The sequence below is a fragment of the Halolamina rubra genome (genome assembly GCF_000739555.1).
GTDB lineage: Archaea > Halobacteriota > Halobacteria > Halobacteriales > Haloferacaceae > Halolamina > Halolamina rubra.
In genome coordinates, this window is the sequence record NZ_BBJN01000030.1 from 14,455 (window position 1) to 28,039 (window position 13,585).

Annotated in this window: 13 protein-coding genes, 1 tRNA gene and 2 pseudogenes; 8 read left to right on the plus strand and 8 right to left on the minus strand. The window is 71.5% G+C overall.

Features of this window, described 5'->3' with window-relative positions:
• Positions 1-162: 162 nt before the first annotated feature.
• Together ACP95_RS08310 and ACP95_RS08315 are read left to right on the plus strand one after the other, a co-directional pair.
• A pseudogene (locus ACP95_RS08310) lies at positions 163-587 on the plus strand (universal stress protein).
• Positions 584-2,820, plus strand: a pseudogene (locus ACP95_RS08315) (amino acid permease). Before ACP95_RS08310 ends, ACP95_RS08315 begins: the two co-directional pseudogenes overlap by 4 nt.
• On the opposite strand, the gene ACP95_RS08320 reads toward ACP95_RS08315, so the two are convergent.
• Positions 2,821-3,696: a winged helix-turn-helix domain-containing protein gene (locus ACP95_RS08320; RefSeq protein ID WP_049980757.1), complete on the minus strand. Its 876-nt coding sequence runs from the start codon at positions 3,694-3,696 to the stop codon at positions 2,821-2,823.
• A gap of 348 nt (positions 3,697-4,044) precedes the next feature.
• On the opposite strand from ACP95_RS08320, the gene ACP95_RS08325 reads away from it, so the two are divergent.
• The 3 genes from ACP95_RS08325 to ACP95_RS08335 are packed head-to-tail and all read left to right on the plus strand — an operon-like array spanning position 4,045 to position 6,413.
• On the plus strand, positions 4,045-4,956 hold the full coding sequence (locus tag ACP95_RS08325; protein ID WP_049980758.1) for an alpha/beta hydrolase family protein: 912 nt from the start codon (positions 4,045-4,047) through the stop codon (positions 4,954-4,956).
• Between the two features lie 57 nt (positions 4,957-5,013).
• A complete protein-coding gene (locus tag ACP95_RS08330) occupies positions 5,014-6,009 on the plus strand; it encodes a DUF7490 domain-containing protein (RefSeq protein ID WP_049980759.1) in 996 nt (331 codons plus the stop codon).
• Positions 6,006-6,413 carry a hypothetical protein gene (locus tag ACP95_RS08335; RefSeq protein WP_049980760.1) on the plus strand — a complete coding sequence of 136 codons (408 nt, stop codon included), beginning with the start codon at positions 6,006-6,008 and terminating at the stop codon, positions 6,411-6,413. The genes ACP95_RS08330 and ACP95_RS08335 overlap by 4 nt, the downstream gene beginning before the upstream one ends.
• Here the strand turns inward: ACP95_RS08335 and ACP95_RS08340 are convergent, their stop codons facing one another.
• Both ACP95_RS08340 and ACP95_RS08345 read right to left on the minus strand, forming a co-directional pair.
• Positions 6,414-7,265 carry a zinc transporter gene (locus tag ACP95_RS08340; protein ID WP_049980761.1) on the minus strand — a complete coding sequence of 284 codons (852 nt, stop codon included), beginning with the start codon at positions 7,263-7,265 and terminating at the stop codon, positions 6,414-6,416.
• Between the two features lie 47 nt (positions 7,266-7,312).
• Entirely contained in the window at positions 7,313-8,548 is a 1,236-nt protein-coding gene (locus ACP95_RS08345; protein WP_049980762.1) for a hypothetical protein, read from the minus strand.
• A gap of 84 nt (positions 8,549-8,632) precedes the next feature.
• Here ACP95_RS08345 and ACP95_RS08350 point away from each other — a divergent pair, with 84 nt between their 5' ends.
• From ACP95_RS08350 to udk, 3 genes are read left to right on the plus strand one after another with little or no spacing between them, the layout of a single operon-like run.
• Positions 8,633-9,892 carry a geranylgeranylglyceryl/heptaprenylglyceryl phosphate synthase gene (locus ACP95_RS08350; protein WP_049980763.1) on the plus strand — a complete coding sequence of 420 codons (1,260 nt, stop codon included), beginning with the start codon at positions 8,633-8,635 and terminating at the stop codon, positions 9,890-9,892.
• A 26-nt stretch (positions 9,893-9,918) separates the two neighbouring features.
• On the plus strand, positions 9,919-10,095 hold the full coding sequence (locus tag ACP95_RS15715) for a hypothetical protein (RefSeq protein WP_154018494.1): 177 nt from the start codon (positions 9,919-9,921) through the stop codon (positions 10,093-10,095).
• Between the two features lie 46 nt (positions 10,096-10,141).
• Complete coding sequence (gene udk / locus ACP95_RS08355) at positions 10,142-10,831, plus strand: uridine kinase (protein ID WP_049980764.1); 690 nt, start codon at positions 10,142-10,144, stop codon at positions 10,829-10,831.
• Positions 10,832-10,863: 32 nt separating this feature from the next.
• Here udk and ACP95_RS08360 read toward each other — a convergent pair whose 3' ends face one another.
• The 5 genes from ACP95_RS08360 to ACP95_RS08380 all read right to left on the minus strand — a co-directional run bounded on the left by ACP95_RS08360 (position 10,864) and on the right by ACP95_RS08380 (position 13,582).
• Entirely contained in the window at positions 10,864-11,655 is a 792-nt protein-coding gene (locus tag ACP95_RS08360; RefSeq protein ID WP_049980765.1) for a DUF7260 family protein, read from the minus strand.
• A complete protein-coding gene (locus ACP95_RS08365) occupies positions 11,652-11,948 on the minus strand; it encodes a DUF7552 domain-containing protein (RefSeq protein WP_049980766.1) in 297 nt (98 codons plus the stop codon). Before ACP95_RS08365 ends, ACP95_RS08360 begins: the two co-directional genes overlap by 4 nt.
• A 217-nt stretch (positions 11,949-12,165) precedes the next feature.
• Positions 12,166-12,489 carry a DUF5785 family protein gene (locus ACP95_RS08370; RefSeq protein WP_049980767.1) on the minus strand — a complete coding sequence of 108 codons (324 nt, stop codon included), beginning with the start codon at positions 12,487-12,489 and terminating at the stop codon, positions 12,166-12,168.
• Positions 12,490-12,687: 198 nt separating this feature from the next.
• Positions 12,688-12,770, minus strand: a tRNA-Ser gene (locus ACP95_RS08375).
• Positions 12,771-12,838: 68 nt separating this feature from the next.
• Entirely contained in the window at positions 12,839-13,582 is a 744-nt protein-coding gene (locus ACP95_RS08380) for a hypothetical protein (RefSeq protein WP_049980768.1), read from the minus strand.
• Positions 13,583-13,585 lie beyond the last annotated feature (3 nt).

The following is a 13,585-nucleotide window of genomic DNA, read 5'->3' on the forward strand; positions in this document are numbered from 1 at the left end:
CGGCCGGCTTCCGACCCGGGTCGCCGTTCTCCGTTCTCCGCTTCGCCAGCCGGTCGGTCGCCGATTAGGCCCCGGTATCGTCGCCGATAGGGCCCGGTATCGTCGCCGATGGGCTCCGCCGCAGAGGATAGCGTTAAACGGGACGCGCCGGAACCACCTCCCATGACCGACGACTCGTCAGCTTCGCTTCTGTCACACCTGCTCGTCCCAGTCGCGACCGAGAAGGACGCCCGCGAGACCGCCGTCGCGCTGGCGCCGTACGACCCCGAGCGCGTTACCGTCGTCCACGTCGTCGAGAAGGGCGGCGGCGTCCCGGACAAGACGCCGGTCGAACAGTCCGAGTCGATCGCCGCGGCGGCGTTCGAGGCGTTCCGGGAGCGCTTCCCCGACGCCGAGACCGAGACCGTCTACCGCCGGAACGTCGTCGAGGGGATCGTCGACGTCGCCGCCGAGATCGGCGCGAGCGCGATCGCGTTCCAGCCCCGCAAGGCGGCCGCCTCGAGCAGTTCATCGCGGGCGATCGAACGCTCCGGCTGGTGACCGACGCCGACCGGCCGGTGATCACCCTGCCGGGCCGAACCGAATGAGCGGCGACGAGGAGCTCGCCAAGGACCTCGGGCCGCTGGCCGCGCTGACGATCGGCGTCGGCACGATGATCGGCGCCGGCATCTTCGTCCTCCCGGGCGAGGCGATCACGCGTGCGGGCTCGTTCGCCATCCTCTCGTTCGTCCTCGGCGGCGGGATCGCGCTCCTGACGGCGCTGTCGGCCAGCGAGCTCGGGACGGCGATGCCCCGCTCCGGCGGCGCGTACTTCTACGTCAACGAGGCGCTGGGGCCGCTGTTCGGCTCGATCGCGGGCTGGGCCAACTGGCTCGGGCTCGCGTTCGCCAGCGCGTTCTACATGGTCGGCTTCGGCGAGTACGTCGTCGACATCGCCGGCCTCCCCGACGCGTTCGTCGTCGCCAGCGTCACCGTGCCCTGGATCAAGTTCATCGGCTTCCTCGCGGCGGCGCTGTTCGTCCTCGTCAACTACATCGGCGCCAAGGAGACCGGGCGGCTCCAGAACGTCATCGTGATCGTGCTGGTGCTGATCCTCAGCGTGTTCACGGTGTACGGCGCCACCCGCGCCCAGCCGGCGAACATCCCCGGCGCGCAGGGGCTGACGCCGATGCTCGAGACGACCGGGCTGATCTTCGTCTCCTACCTCGGCTTCGTCCAGATCACGAGCGTCGCCGAGGAGATCAAGGAGCCCGGGAAGAACCTCCCCCGCGCGGTGATCGGCTCCGTGGTGATCGTGACGGCGATCTACGCGCTCGTGCTGGTCGTGATGAGCGCGGCGGTCGAGCGGGGTACGTCGCCGAGGTGTCGGCGGCCGGCGACATCGCGGTCGTCGAGGTGGCCCGCCTGCTGATGGGGCCGCTCGGCGCGGGCGCGATGCTGGTCGGCGGGCTGCTCGCGACGGCGTCGAGCGCGAACGCGTCGATCCTCGCGTCCTCCCGGATCAACTTCGCGATGGGCCGGGACCGGATCGTCACGCCCCAGCTCAACGAGATCCATCAGCGCTTCGGGACGCCGTACCGCTCGATCGCGCTGACGGGGGCGTTCATCCTGCTGTTCATCGTCGCCGCGCCGATCAACACGCTGGCGTCGATCGGGAGCTTCCTCCACCTGGTGATCTACGGGCTGCTCAACATCGCGCTGGTCGTCATGCGCGAGGCCGAGCCCAGCGAGTACGAGCCCTCCTTCGAGGTGCCGCTGTACCCGATCACCCCCATCGTCGGCGGCGTGCTCTCCTTCGCGCTGATCTACTACATCGAGTCGACGCCGAGCCTCGTCGGCGCGACGATCGTGATCTTCGCCGCGGTGTGGTATCTCGGCTACGCCCGCAGCAGGACCGAGAAGCAAGGATTGTTGAGCGAGTACATCCTCTCCCGACAGGAGGAGATGCCCGACGCCGCCGTCGACGCCGCCGAGAGCGTCCAGCCCACGGGCGACAACCAGTTCCGCGTGATGGTGCCGCTGGCCAACCCGGCCCACGAGACCGAGCTCATCACGCTCGCCAGCGCCATCGCCAAGCAGCGCGACGGCGTCGTCGACGCGGTCCACGTCATCACCGTCCCCGACCAGACCTCGCTGAGCTACGCGGCCGACCACGTGAGCCGGATCGAGGAGGACCACCGCTCCGTGCTCGACGACGCGGAGGCCGACGCGGAGACGTTCGGCGTCGACGTGGAGACCCACACCATCATCTCCCACCGCGGGATCGAGGAGGTGTTCGACGCCGCCGCCGACCACGAGGCCGACCTCGTCGTCATGGGCTGGGGGCCCGACAGCGGGAGCCGCGTCGAGGGCGCGGTCGACGAGCTCACGAGCGACCTGCCCTGTGACTTCCTGATGCTGAAGGACCGCGGGTTCGACCCCGAGCGCGTGCTGATCCCGACCGCGGGCGGCCCGGACTCCGCGCTCTCCGTCGAGATCGGGGAGCTGCTCCAGCGGGAGTTCGGCTCCGAGCTCACCCTGCTGCACGTCGCCGACGACGAGCAGGACGGTCGGGAGTTCCTGGAGGGCTGGGCCGACGCTCAGGGCGTCGACGCCGAACTGCGCGTCGAGACCGGCGACGCCGAGACCGCGATCGAGGCCGCGGCCGAGGACGCCACGCTGGTGATCATGGGCGCCAGCCAGCGGGGCGTGCTCTCGCGGGTGCTCACCGGCTCGCTGGTCCCAGACGTGGTGGCCGACGTGGACTGCTCGGTGATGCTGGCCGAGCGCAAGCGCGACCGCGGGGTGCTCGAACGGCTCCGCGGGCTGCTGAAACGGTAGTCAGTCCGCGGGCTCGACCGCCGTCTCGACCACGTCGACGTTCTCGTCGATCACGACCCGGAGCAGGTCGTCGTCGATCCGGCAGGTCACCTCGACGCGCCAGGGGTCACGCGAGCGCACGCTGTCGTCGGCGTACTGGTAGATCGACCACGGGTGGCGATCGAAGATCGCGATGTCGTGGTCGTGGAAGAAGCTGACCACCGCCGGTTCGATGTTCATCGCGAACGGGACGCCGCAGTGCATCGACCAGCTACACCGGTCACAGACGAACTGGGCGACCGAGGAGTAGATGCGCTCGTTGAACTCCTCGAGCTCCCCGCCCTGCTCGGTGAGCCGGCCCGACACCTCGCCCGCACAGTACGGGCAGACCCCCTGCCGCATCGCCGTCTGGTCGCGCAGGATGAACGCGCCGCCGGCGGCCAGCAGCGACTCGGGGCGGTCGCGGTCGAAGCTCGCGGGCGGGATGGGGTACCTGATGACGAGGTTGTCACAGTCGCTACAGCCCAGGTGGAAGTGGCTGTCCTCGTACCACGCCGCCGCGTCGGCGCCGCAGTACGGACACGTCTCCCCCTCGACGTGGACGGGGTCGACGCCGCCGTCGTCGGTGTAGGCGCCGGAGACGATCGCCCGGTAGATGTTGTTCCCCGGCGGCTTTAGCTCGTACCCGTCCTCGTCCTTGTCGACGAGCCGACCGACGAGCCGCGTGAGGTGGTAGTTGAACCGACCGTTGTCCTCGACGCCGACGCGGCGCTGCAGCTCCGTGAACGCGAGCGGGCTCTCGCCGGCCGCCGCCGCCTCGCCGAGCGTCCGGAGCACGTCGAGCCGAACCTCGTTGGACAGCAGGTCGAACGCCTCGATCGACCCATCGCCGCTCATGTCCCCGGAACACCACGCCGCAACGGTTTATAGCTTCTGTCGACGGTGGAGTTTCCGCGGGTGAACTGTTAGCACGAATACGCGACGACCCCGCTCCACGGTGGCGGTTATCTCGGTCGAGATAGTGAAACGCAGTTCACCGAGCGCTTTTGGTAGTTGCGTGTGTATGACGATCTACGTGCGAGAGGGCGATCGACTGCCTCTGACATAACTCACCCTCCGCACGACGTGGGCCCCTCGCCCCCTTCCGGTGAGGGGCCGACAGCCACGGAACGTTTTACCGCCCGCCAGTGCAACGACGACCATGAACCGACAGCGTCCCGACCGCCGGCGACACGCGGGGCGACCGTGAGCCACGCCGCCCGCGGGAAGCCGAGCCGCTACGCGTTCTCGACCCGCCGCGTCGCGTTCGACGGCCGGCACGGCCACCTGTTCACCCCCGACCGGCCCGCGGACGCGCCAGTCGTGGTGCTCGCCCCCGGCGCCGGGCTCCCGTGGCGGGAAGCGCTCGAGCCGACGGCCGAGCGCCTCGCCGCCCGCGGCTACGCCGCCCTCGCGTTCGACCACCGCGGCTTCGGCCACGTCGGCGGCGACCGCCTGCTCTCGCCGGGCCGCCAGCGCGCCGATCTCGACGCCGCCGTCGAGGCGGCCCGCGACGCCCCGGAGGTCGACGGCGACCGCCTCGCGCTCTGGGGGATGGATCTCTCCGCGGGGACGGCGCTCGCGGCCGCCGCCGACGCCGTCGCCGTCGACGCCGTGATCGCTCGCTTCCCCGTGCTCGACGGGTCGACGCTGCTCCCCTCGTGGCTCCGACCCCGCCTCGGCGGGCTGGCCCGTGGCGTGGCTGACTACCCCGTCTCGGCGCTGGGCCGGCTCCGCGGCGTCGACGCCGACGAGCGTGGAGTGCGCGTCCCGCTGTTCGGCGCCCCCGACGAGCTGGCGGCGATCGCCGCCGACGGCGCCGCCCGCGAGGTCCGGGAGCTGCTCGGGCGCGAGCCCGGGACCACCCCCGCGCGCTCGCTCGTAAAGCTCCAGCGCCACGACGTGGGCGAGGCCGTCGAGAATCGCTCCTGCCCAGCGCTGTTCGTCGCCGGCGAGGACGACGCGGTGGCGCCGCCCGAGTCGGTCGTCGCCGCGAGCGAGGACGTCCGGAATGCCTCGCTGGTCCGGGTGCCGACCACCCACTACGGCGCGCTCGCCGGCGAGGCGCTCGAGCGGACGCTGAACCACGAACTCGCCTTCCTCGACGCCGAACTGTAGCGGTTCCGGGACCCGAACGGCACAAAACACTTGTTCCCGTCCGGAGACCTGTAACCCATGGACAACGAACGAGCCCTCCTCGGCGGCGCCGTCGCCGTCGTCGTCGTCGCCCTCCTCGCGGCAGCGGTGGTCCCCGGCGCGGTCGCGCCGCCCGACGACGACCCCGTCCGTCCCGGGCCGGTGCGCGTCGTCGACGCCGACATCGCGACGGGGGAGATCACGGGGCAGACCGCGGAACTCGACCTGTTCGCGACGCTCGACCACCGCGGCAACCCCGCGGAGAACGTGACGGTGCGCTTCGAGGCGACCGACACGGAGTCCGGCCTGCTCGTCGCCGAGGACGTGGTCACCGTCGGCGACCTGACTGCCGAGGGCGAGCGCCGCGTCTCGACCACGCTCACGGTCCCCCGCGAGGGCGGCTACGAGCTCGAGGGCGTCGTCTACCGCAACGGGACGCGCGTCGACGAGTTCAGCCGGCGGGTCAGCGGCGTCGAGGCGCTGACGCCCCCCTACGCCGAGTCGAACGTGAGCTTCGTCGACGATCCCGTGCTCGAACCGGTGACGGTGTCGATCGTCGACGCCGGCGAGGAGCGCACGACGCTGGAGCTCGGCGGCTGGCTCACCGCGGCCGGCCCCAGCGAGTCGGACTCGCTGTCGGTCACCTTCGTCGTCCGGCAGGCAGAGTCGAACGTCGTCGCCGCCCGGCGCAGCGTCGACGCCGGCGGGCTGGCCGAGGGCCGCAGCGAGACGGTGACGGCGGAGGTGTCGGTGCCCAGCGAGTACAACTACTACGTCGACGCGATCCTCACCCGCGACGGCGTGATCGTCGACACCGCCGCCGGCGTGGTGAACCTCGACCCCACGGAGACGATCGACCGCGACGAGACTCGACGGGAGGTCGAGTTCAACGCCAGCGACTTCGACCGCGACGACGGGGCACCGGACCGCCCGACGGGAACCGAACAGACGGCCGCACAGACGCCCGGCTTCGGCCCGGTCGTCGCCGTCCTCGCGCTCCTGACTGCGGGCCTGCTGGCCCGGGGGCGACGATGAGTGAAGACGAACGGCCGGCCGACGGCGCCGACGAACCGACCGACGACCGATCCACCACGGAGGACACCATGACCGACACAGCCGCCGACGACGGTGCCGCGAACCGAGCGAGCGAGGAGCGAACCGGTGAGAACGGGGGCGCCAAACCCGGCACGATCGCAGGAGACGAACCCGAGGGTGACGAAGGCCGGGACCTGCGGCGCACGCTGAACTACGTGCTGCTCGCGGGGCTCTCGCTGCTGGCGCTGATCGCGACGCTGCAGCTGTACCTGAACGTCTCCTCGGCGATCAACCAGTGGATCAGCCACGAGTACCGGTCGCTGTTCCAGGCGGCGTTCAACCTGGTCGTGCTGCTGCTGGTGGGGACGGGAATGGTGTGGCAGGTGCGGCGGCTGCGGGACTGACTACGGCGACACCGTCCACCAGAGCGCGACGACGACCAGCCCGCCGAGGAGCGTCGACGCCACCGCGTGCAGGCGCAGGCGGTCCAGCACCGCGTGGGCGTCGGCGTCGACGCTCAGCGCGTCGTGGACCTCGCTCCCCAGCTCACACCGCGGGAGGAAGTCCATCGCGACGTGGAGGAACACGCCCGTCGCGAAGCCGAACACGAGCCCGTTGATCGCCGGCGAGGCGGGCAGCGTGACCGCGCTCGCGAGCACCGCGACGACGCCGACGCCGGCCGCCGGCAGCAGGATCGGGAGCCACGAGCGGTCGTTCCGGGTGAGTCGGTCCGCGACCGCGTAGCCCGCCGGCCCCTTGTGGGAGACGATCGCGACGCCCAGCAGCGGCCCCAGTTCGGGCATGTTGCCGTAGACGATTCCGATGATCGCCCCCGCGGCGGCCGCGTGGGCGGTCAACTGCGCCACCGTCGCGTCCATCGGCAGCTCGACGTGGGAGAGCCGGTGGCCGATCGCGTGGCCCGCGAAGCCGACGATCACGCCGCTCGCCACACCGAGTCCGCCGAACCGGAGGTGGTGGTTCAGCGCGTCCGGCAGCAGGAACAGGCCGACGCTGACGATCATCGCGCCGCTGGCCAGTCCGGAGCCCCAGACCAGCGCGCCCGGCTGCTTCTCGTCGGTTCGCAGCGCCAGCGCGACGCCGCCGACCATCGCCGCGAACGCGACCCAGCCGATCTGGATCGGCTTCCACGCGCCCGTGGCGGCCGCGATCGCCGTTGCTCCCAGCAGCGACAGCACCCCGATCGCGCCGACGATCCGCTCGCCGCGACGGGACTGCGGCGTTCCCTCTGTATCCATCTGTTATGAACTACGGGACCGAAGTTAATAACGCCCCCGGTCGCGGCTCAGCGCGGCAGCTTCTCGGGATCGCCGTCGTGACGGATGTACTCGACGGCGATCCCCGTGATCGGCGCGTCCGAGGCGTCGGCGGCGTCGCGGGCGGCGTCGAGGTAGGACTCGGTGATCGACACCACGGCGTCGGCGGCCGCGGCGTCGCTCTCGGCCAGCAGGTACTCCGCGGTGACGGGGGTGAGCTGGCCCTCCCGCACGTCCGCCGCGAAGTCGTCCACGTCGTCGAGCCAGATCTGGGCGCCGACGATCGACAGCACCACCGCGCGCTCGAACTCCGGGGAGAGCTCGATGCCGGCCTCGCGGAACATCTCCACCATCCCGTGGTAGATGACGCCGACGCGGCCGTACTGGGTGCGGAGGTAGGGGAGGTCGAGCTCGGCGGTCTCGAACAGCGCCGGCGGCTCGTCGAACGCGGCGTGCTTGTACTCCGCCCGCAGCGCCTCGCGGGCGGTCTCGGGGTCGCGGTTCCCGTTCTCGCCGTCCACGTCCGCGGCGGTCACGTCGGCGACGGCGTCGGCTTCGGCGGCGGCGACGGCGTCGGCCATCAGCTCCCGGAAGTGGGGGTCGCGGTCCTGGTGGGCCTCCGAGCGCTCGACGGCGTCGTCGTACGACGCCCGCACCGCGTCGTCGAACGCGGCGAACTGCTCCTGCACCGCGGCCTGCAGCACCTCCTGGGCGATCTCGGCGACCCGGGCGCGGTCCTCGACCGCGAAGTCGACCGCGAAATCCCCGTACTCCTCGTCGTTGATCGCGTCGCGCATGTCGCCGTCGAGCAGGGCGACGACGACGAGTTCGGCCACCTCGCGGGCGCGGCGGGTCTCGCGGACCAGATCGGCGGGGTCGGCGTCGGCCGCGGATCGGCGGCGGCGGAGCCGCGAGATCGGGTCGGTCGCGCGCCGGCCCGAGATCGGATCGACGCCGGGCGGCGTCGCGGCGCTGGCCCGCCGGTAGACGTGGGCGAGCGTGAGCTCGACGGGGAGCGTGAGCTTCGTGTCGTAGTCGAACTCGACCGACTCGCGGCCGAACTCGTCGGCGAGGGCGGCCTCCACGTCGGCGTAAGCGTCCTCGATTATCGCTTCCACCTCGGCCTCGACGCGCCGCTGGAGGCGGATCGCCCTGAGCTCGAGCGAGCCGCCGGCCGCGTAGTGGCTGAACACCGCGCGGGCGGGCGTGGGGAGCGCGTCGACGCCCGCGAGCCGGTCGGCGATCCCGCGGAGCGGTCCGGACATGGGACGGAGTGAGCCGACCAGCGGTTTGAAGCTGTCCATCCCCGAACCGACCGGGTTTTTGCCTCCCGGCAGCGAGGTGTCGGTATGCGACGGGATCTCGCCGCGTGGGGGGAGCGCGCGGTCGACGCCGCGCGGCTGCTCGCCCGGAGCGCGCTCGACACGAATCCGGTGCCCGACTGGGACCACGTGACGAAAGTCGACCCCGAGGGCGCGAAGAAGCTCCCGCTGCTGTACCCGCTCTGGCTCGCCGAGACCGACGCCGTCTCCGTCGGCGGCTCCTCTGACGTGACGCCGGCGAACACCGCGGCCGCGTTCGACCTGCTGGCGCCGCTGTCGACGCCGGTCTGTCACGAGCCCAGCGGCGCCGACCACGTCACCGAGGGGAGCCACGACGCCGCCGACCTGCTGCTCGTGCCGGAGGTGCTCAACGGCGACAGCGAGGCGCTCGTCGGCACGCTGGGCACGGCGATCGAGAGCGTCCGCGAGGAGCTGGCGCCCGGGCTGATCCGCCGGAAGGCGTCGTGGCTCCCGAACCGCGTCGCCGACTGGCTCGCGGGCGTGGCCACCTCGCTTTTGCTCTCGGAGGCCGCCTTCGAGGCGTACATCGTCCAGAACCCCGACAGCGCGGCGGCCCGCGAATCCGGCGTCGGCCCCGACGACCTGCTCGACCCGACCGACGCCAAGCGCCGGGCGATGGCCGCCGACCGCCACCTGGACTCGGAGATCGTCTACCTCGAGTACTCGGGCACGTTCGGCGGCGACGAGGCCGTCGAGATCCTGGAACGGATGGACGGCGCGCTGGTTCGCTCGCGGGTCTGGTACGGCGGCGGGCTCGCGAACGCCGAGGACGTGCGGGCGGTGCGGGAGGCCGGCGCCGACACCGTCGTCGTCGGCGACGCGTTCCACCGCGTGGCCGAGCGGGAGGCCGAGCTGCTCTCGGCAGCGACCGCGGAACTCGACGCCGACGCGGCCCCCGAGACGATCCGGGAGTGGGTCGGCGAGCGCGTCGACGCCGACGGCCCGGGCGCGCGCTTCCTCTCGACCGTGCCGGGCGTCGACGACCCGGTCGCGCTGGCGCGGGAGTACACCGGCACGACCGTGCGCGCGTGGCTGGAGCTGCGAGCGCGGTCCGAGCGCGCCCGCGAGGGCAGCGAGAACCCGAGCGTCGAGGTCGACGACACCGCGCTCCGGGCGGCGCTGGCGCCGGTCGTCGACGACCCCGACGCGCTGGCGGCGACGATCGGCCGGGCGGCGCTGGACGGGCAGAACGAGCGGGCGGGCGACGGCTCCCGCCAGTCCGAACAGCTCAGCGCCTCGCTGGTCGACGCCGGAGCGTCACACTAACGTAGCCGCCGGCCGCGAGCGAGCGTATGGTCGAGACAGCCGACACCGGATTCGTTCTCGGAACCGGACTGCTCGTGTGGGTCGCCGCCGTCACCGCCGTCGACGGCTGGGGCGAGCCGGCGATCGCGTTCTGGGGGGCGGTGCTGACCCTCGGCGTCGCCGGCGCATTCCTGGCGGCCGAGGCGGTGGAACTGCCGAGCTGACGCCGAAACAGCAGTTTGAAACGCCGCGCTCTCCTCGCACCGTCCGATGAGTATCCCCTCGTTCGTGGTCGGCATCGCCGGCGGCACCGGCGCCGGCAAGACCACGGTCGCCCGCCTGATCACCGAGAGCGTCGGGGAGTCGGTGACCCGCATCCCGCTGGACAACTACTACGAGGATCTGAGCCACCTCGACCGCGATGAGCGGGAGGAGATCAACTACGACCACCCCGAGGCGTTCGAGTGGGAGCTCCTCCGTGAGCACCTCCGGCAGCTCTCGGAGGGCCAGTCCGTGGAGATGCCCCAGTACGACTTCGAGATCCACAACCGCAAGGACGAGCGCGTCACGGTGCTCCCGACCGACGTGATCATCGTCGAGGGGATCCTCGCGCTGTACGACGAGACGATCAACGACATGATGGATCTCCGGCTGTACGTCGAGACCGACGCAGACGTGCGGATCCTCCGGCGGATCAAGCGCGACGTGGTCCAGCGCGGCCGGGAGCTGGAGCACGTGATCGACCAGTACCTCTCGACGGTGAAACCGATGCACGAGCAGTTCATCGAGCCGACGAAGAAACACGCCGACCTGATCATTCCCGAGGGCGCGAACTCGGTGGCGGTCAACCTGCTGGAGGAGAAGATCGAGGCAGAGATCGAGGGCGAGGGGACCCGCACGTGGGAGCGCGGCTCGATCGAGCAGCAGCTGGGCGAGCGGATGTCGCTGGACGACCAGTAGCCTCGTCCGTCGGCCAACCCGGTTCTCGACGCCTACCCCCGTCGAGTGAGGTGATCGCGAACCGCGCGCTGACAGTCCGCCAGCAGGTCGTACAGCCGCGTCACCGTCGACAGCACCGGGTAGACGACCGGGAACGGGCTGTAGAGATACCGGACGAGCGAGCGGTGGCTCACGTCGGCCGACTCGTTCCGACCCGTCGTCGACAGCAGTAGTTCCTGCCGCTCGGCGAGGAGTCGCTCACACCGCTCGCGGTGGTCGGCGAGGTGCTCGTGCCGGTCGCGGAGCGCGTCGAACCCCAGCGACGACAGCGGCGTCTCGTCGGCGGCCGCGAGCCACTCGGTCACCTCGTCGACGGTGTCGCCGACCGAGCGAAGCGACGCGGCCTCCCGTTCGAGCGCGTCGAGCGTCGCCTCGATCCCCCGGCCGCGCTCGCGGGCCGCCGTGAGCACGGCCCGCTTCGTCCCGGCGGTGAACCCCGTCTCGGTCGTCGGCGCCAGCGCGAGCGCGATCCCGTCGCCGAGCTCCGCCCGGATCGTCTCCAGCAGCGGCTCCTCGCCCACGTCGTCGACGCTGTACGGCCGGACCGTCTCGGCGAACGCCGCCCGGACCCGCTTTAGCGCCCCACCGCCGGCGTCGGTGCGAGCGCTCCGCACCGCGACGCCGCCGGGGGCACTGGCGGCGGCGCGGGCCCCCTGGCCCATCTCGGTCGCCGACAGCGACGCCACGCGACTCCGGAACTCCTCGTACGCCGCCGCCTCGTCGGCGAGCAGCTCCCGCTCGCGGTCGACCGCCTCGCGAGCGCGGTCGACGTGGGTCTCGATCACCGCTGCACCCCCGAGGCGGACTCGTCGGGCGTCGACGACGGGCTCACGCCGCCCGTCTCGCGCGGCCGGCGGACGACGATGTCGTACCGGGGGAGCTCGGGGTCGTACCCCCGGAGCACCGTCCGGTACTCCGCCGTGAGCCGGGCGGCCCGCTCGGCCTCACCGCGGCTCTCGAACCGACAGCCGTCCGCCGGCACCGGCCGGTCGCCGTAGCGACTGCAGACGAGGTAGTACTCCCCGCGCTCGCTGGCGAGCGACTCGATCCGCTGCCGGAGCCGGTACAGCTCGGTCATGGGTCGCCCCCGCGTCGACGCCGAGACGGTCCCGCGATCGACTCGCGCTCACCGCTCGAGGCTCCCGCCGACGGGGGTTCGGCCAGGGTGTCCGCGGCGCGCATGCTGTTTAGGCCTGCCTAAAGACACATAGTCGTTTCGGCTTTTAGGTCGGCCGAAAAGCTCGGAGGTGCGAGCCACCCCCCACGGAGGCGGGGAGTATCGAGAAGGGGGGCGTTCAGGCGTCGACGAACTGCTCGGCGCCCTCGTAGAACCAGTAGCCGTGCTCCCGCATCACTTCGCCGAGGGTCTCGTGGAACTCGACGAAGTCAGCGAACTCCTCCTTCTCGACGTGTTCGAAGATCTCCTCGACGGAGGCGACCTGTTCGTAGCTGATCCGCACCGGGTGGTCGCCGTAGTCGGCGACGTACTCCTCGGCGGTCAGCGGGAAGTCCTCGTCCTCGTCGATCTTCTTGGCCAGAACTGCGTGGCCGTACTTGCGCCGGCCTTCGCTCCCTTCCTCGCCGTCCGGGTCGTGGGGCCAGTCGTCGGCGTCGCTCATTACTCGGGCGTTCGCCCGACCGGCCCAAAGCCTTTGCGTTCGACGTGTTCGGCGCCGTCGATCGGGAAACGAACCGTTAGGTAATCGAGATGCGGTGGGACTGGGATTCGAACCGGACCGAGACGTGCTCGCTCGCTGTGCGCGTCTCGCAGGGTTCGAGCCCGACACGCGTCGCTCCTCACTATCGTTCGGAGACGACGGTGGGACTGGGATTCGAACCCAGGAGGCATGACGCCACCGGTTTTCAAGACCGGCGCAATGGGCCACTCTGCCATCCCACCAGACAACTCCACGTTTCAACCCGGGAGGTTGAAGCTATCGGACCGCCGTCGGGCGTCGACGGCGCGGGCTACTGCCGGGCGAGCCCGTCCGCGTCGACGACCAGCCCGTACTCCTCGATCAGCGCCGCGGTGAACTCCGGGACGGCGCGGCCGGCGGCGACGCGGGCGCGGATCTCCGCGACGACGCTCGCGAGCTCGTCGCCGGTGCGGGTCGTCGGCTGGGTCGGCAGGAACTCGGTGTCGTGGTCCTCGCCGCGGGCCAGTTCCGCGATCGTGTTCAGCGCCGGCGGCGTCATCGCGTCGGTGAAGTCGACGGTGTCGCTGAAGCCGGCGTAGTACACCGACCCGCCGGGGCCGGGGCCGAGCACCACGTCGTTGCTCCGGTGTTTCATCGCCGCCGAGTCGATCCCCGCCCGGGTGACGAACGGGGTCGTCCCGGGGAGCACCGCGACCGACCGGGCCTCCTCCTCGCGGAGCAGGTGGGTGACGGTGTTTCCCACGCGGGCGCTCGGCGTCGAGCCGACCTGTGGCTCGAAGCGGACCTCGCCCACGTCGTCGACGGCGTCGGCGGCCAGCGCGCGGAGCTCCGCCTCGGGCGACACCTCGGTGCGGTGGGCCTCGTCGAGCAGGTCGTCGGGGCGGTAGTTCACGAGCAGGTCGGCGCCGGAGCGCTCGACGGCCCGCATGGCGTCGCGATCCATCGCGGCGGCGAGCTCGGCGACCTCCGCCTCCTCCAGCGGGCTCGTCGCTGCGAGGTCGGGAAACCGGAGGCCGGGACGTGGCGGGTCGGCGAGCAGCACGACGACTGTCATCGT

Excerpts from the sequence above, each read along its gene's own strand:
- ACP95_RS08365 (WP_049980766.1), bottom strand. The coding sequence starts at position 11,948 with ATGACCGAGCTGTACCGGCTCCGGCAGCGGATCGAGTCGCTCGCCAGC.
- ACP95_RS08335 (WP_049980760.1), top strand. The coding sequence starts at position 6,006 with ATGAGTGAAGACGAACGGCCGGCCGACGGCGCCGACGAACCGACCGAC.
- ACP95_RS08370 (WP_049980767.1), bottom strand. The coding sequence starts at position 12,489 with ATGAGCGACGCCGACGACTGGCCCCACGACCCGGACGGCGAGGAAGGG.
- ACP95_RS08350 (WP_049980763.1), top strand. The coding sequence starts at position 8,633 with ATGCGACGGGATCTCGCCGCGTGGGGGGAGCGCGCGGTCGACGCCGCG.
- ACP95_RS08345 (WP_049980762.1), bottom strand. The coding sequence starts at position 8,548 with ATGTCCGGACCGCTCCGCGGGATCGCCGACCGGCTCGCGGGCGTCGAC.
- ACP95_RS08330 (WP_049980759.1), top strand. The coding sequence starts at position 5,014 with ATGGACAACGAACGAGCCCTCCTCGGCGGCGCCGTCGCCGTCGTCGTC.
- ACP95_RS08340 (WP_049980761.1), bottom strand. The coding sequence starts at position 7,265 with ATGGATACAGAGGGAACGCCGCAGTCCCGTCGCGGCGAGCGGATCGTC.
- ACP95_RS08380 (WP_049980768.1), bottom strand. The coding sequence starts at position 13,582 with ATGACAGTCGTCGTGCTGCTCGCCGACCCGCCACGTCCCGGCCTCCGG.
- udk (WP_049980764.1), top strand. The coding sequence starts at position 10,142 with ATGAGTATCCCCTCGTTCGTGGTCGGCATCGCCGGCGGCACCGGCGCC.
- ACP95_RS08320 (WP_049980757.1), bottom strand. The coding sequence starts at position 3,696 with ATGAGCGGCGATGGGTCGATCGAGGCGTTCGACCTGCTGTCCAACGAG.
- ACP95_RS15715 (WP_154018494.1), top strand. The coding sequence starts at position 9,919 with ATGGTCGAGACAGCCGACACCGGATTCGTTCTCGGAACCGGACTGCTC.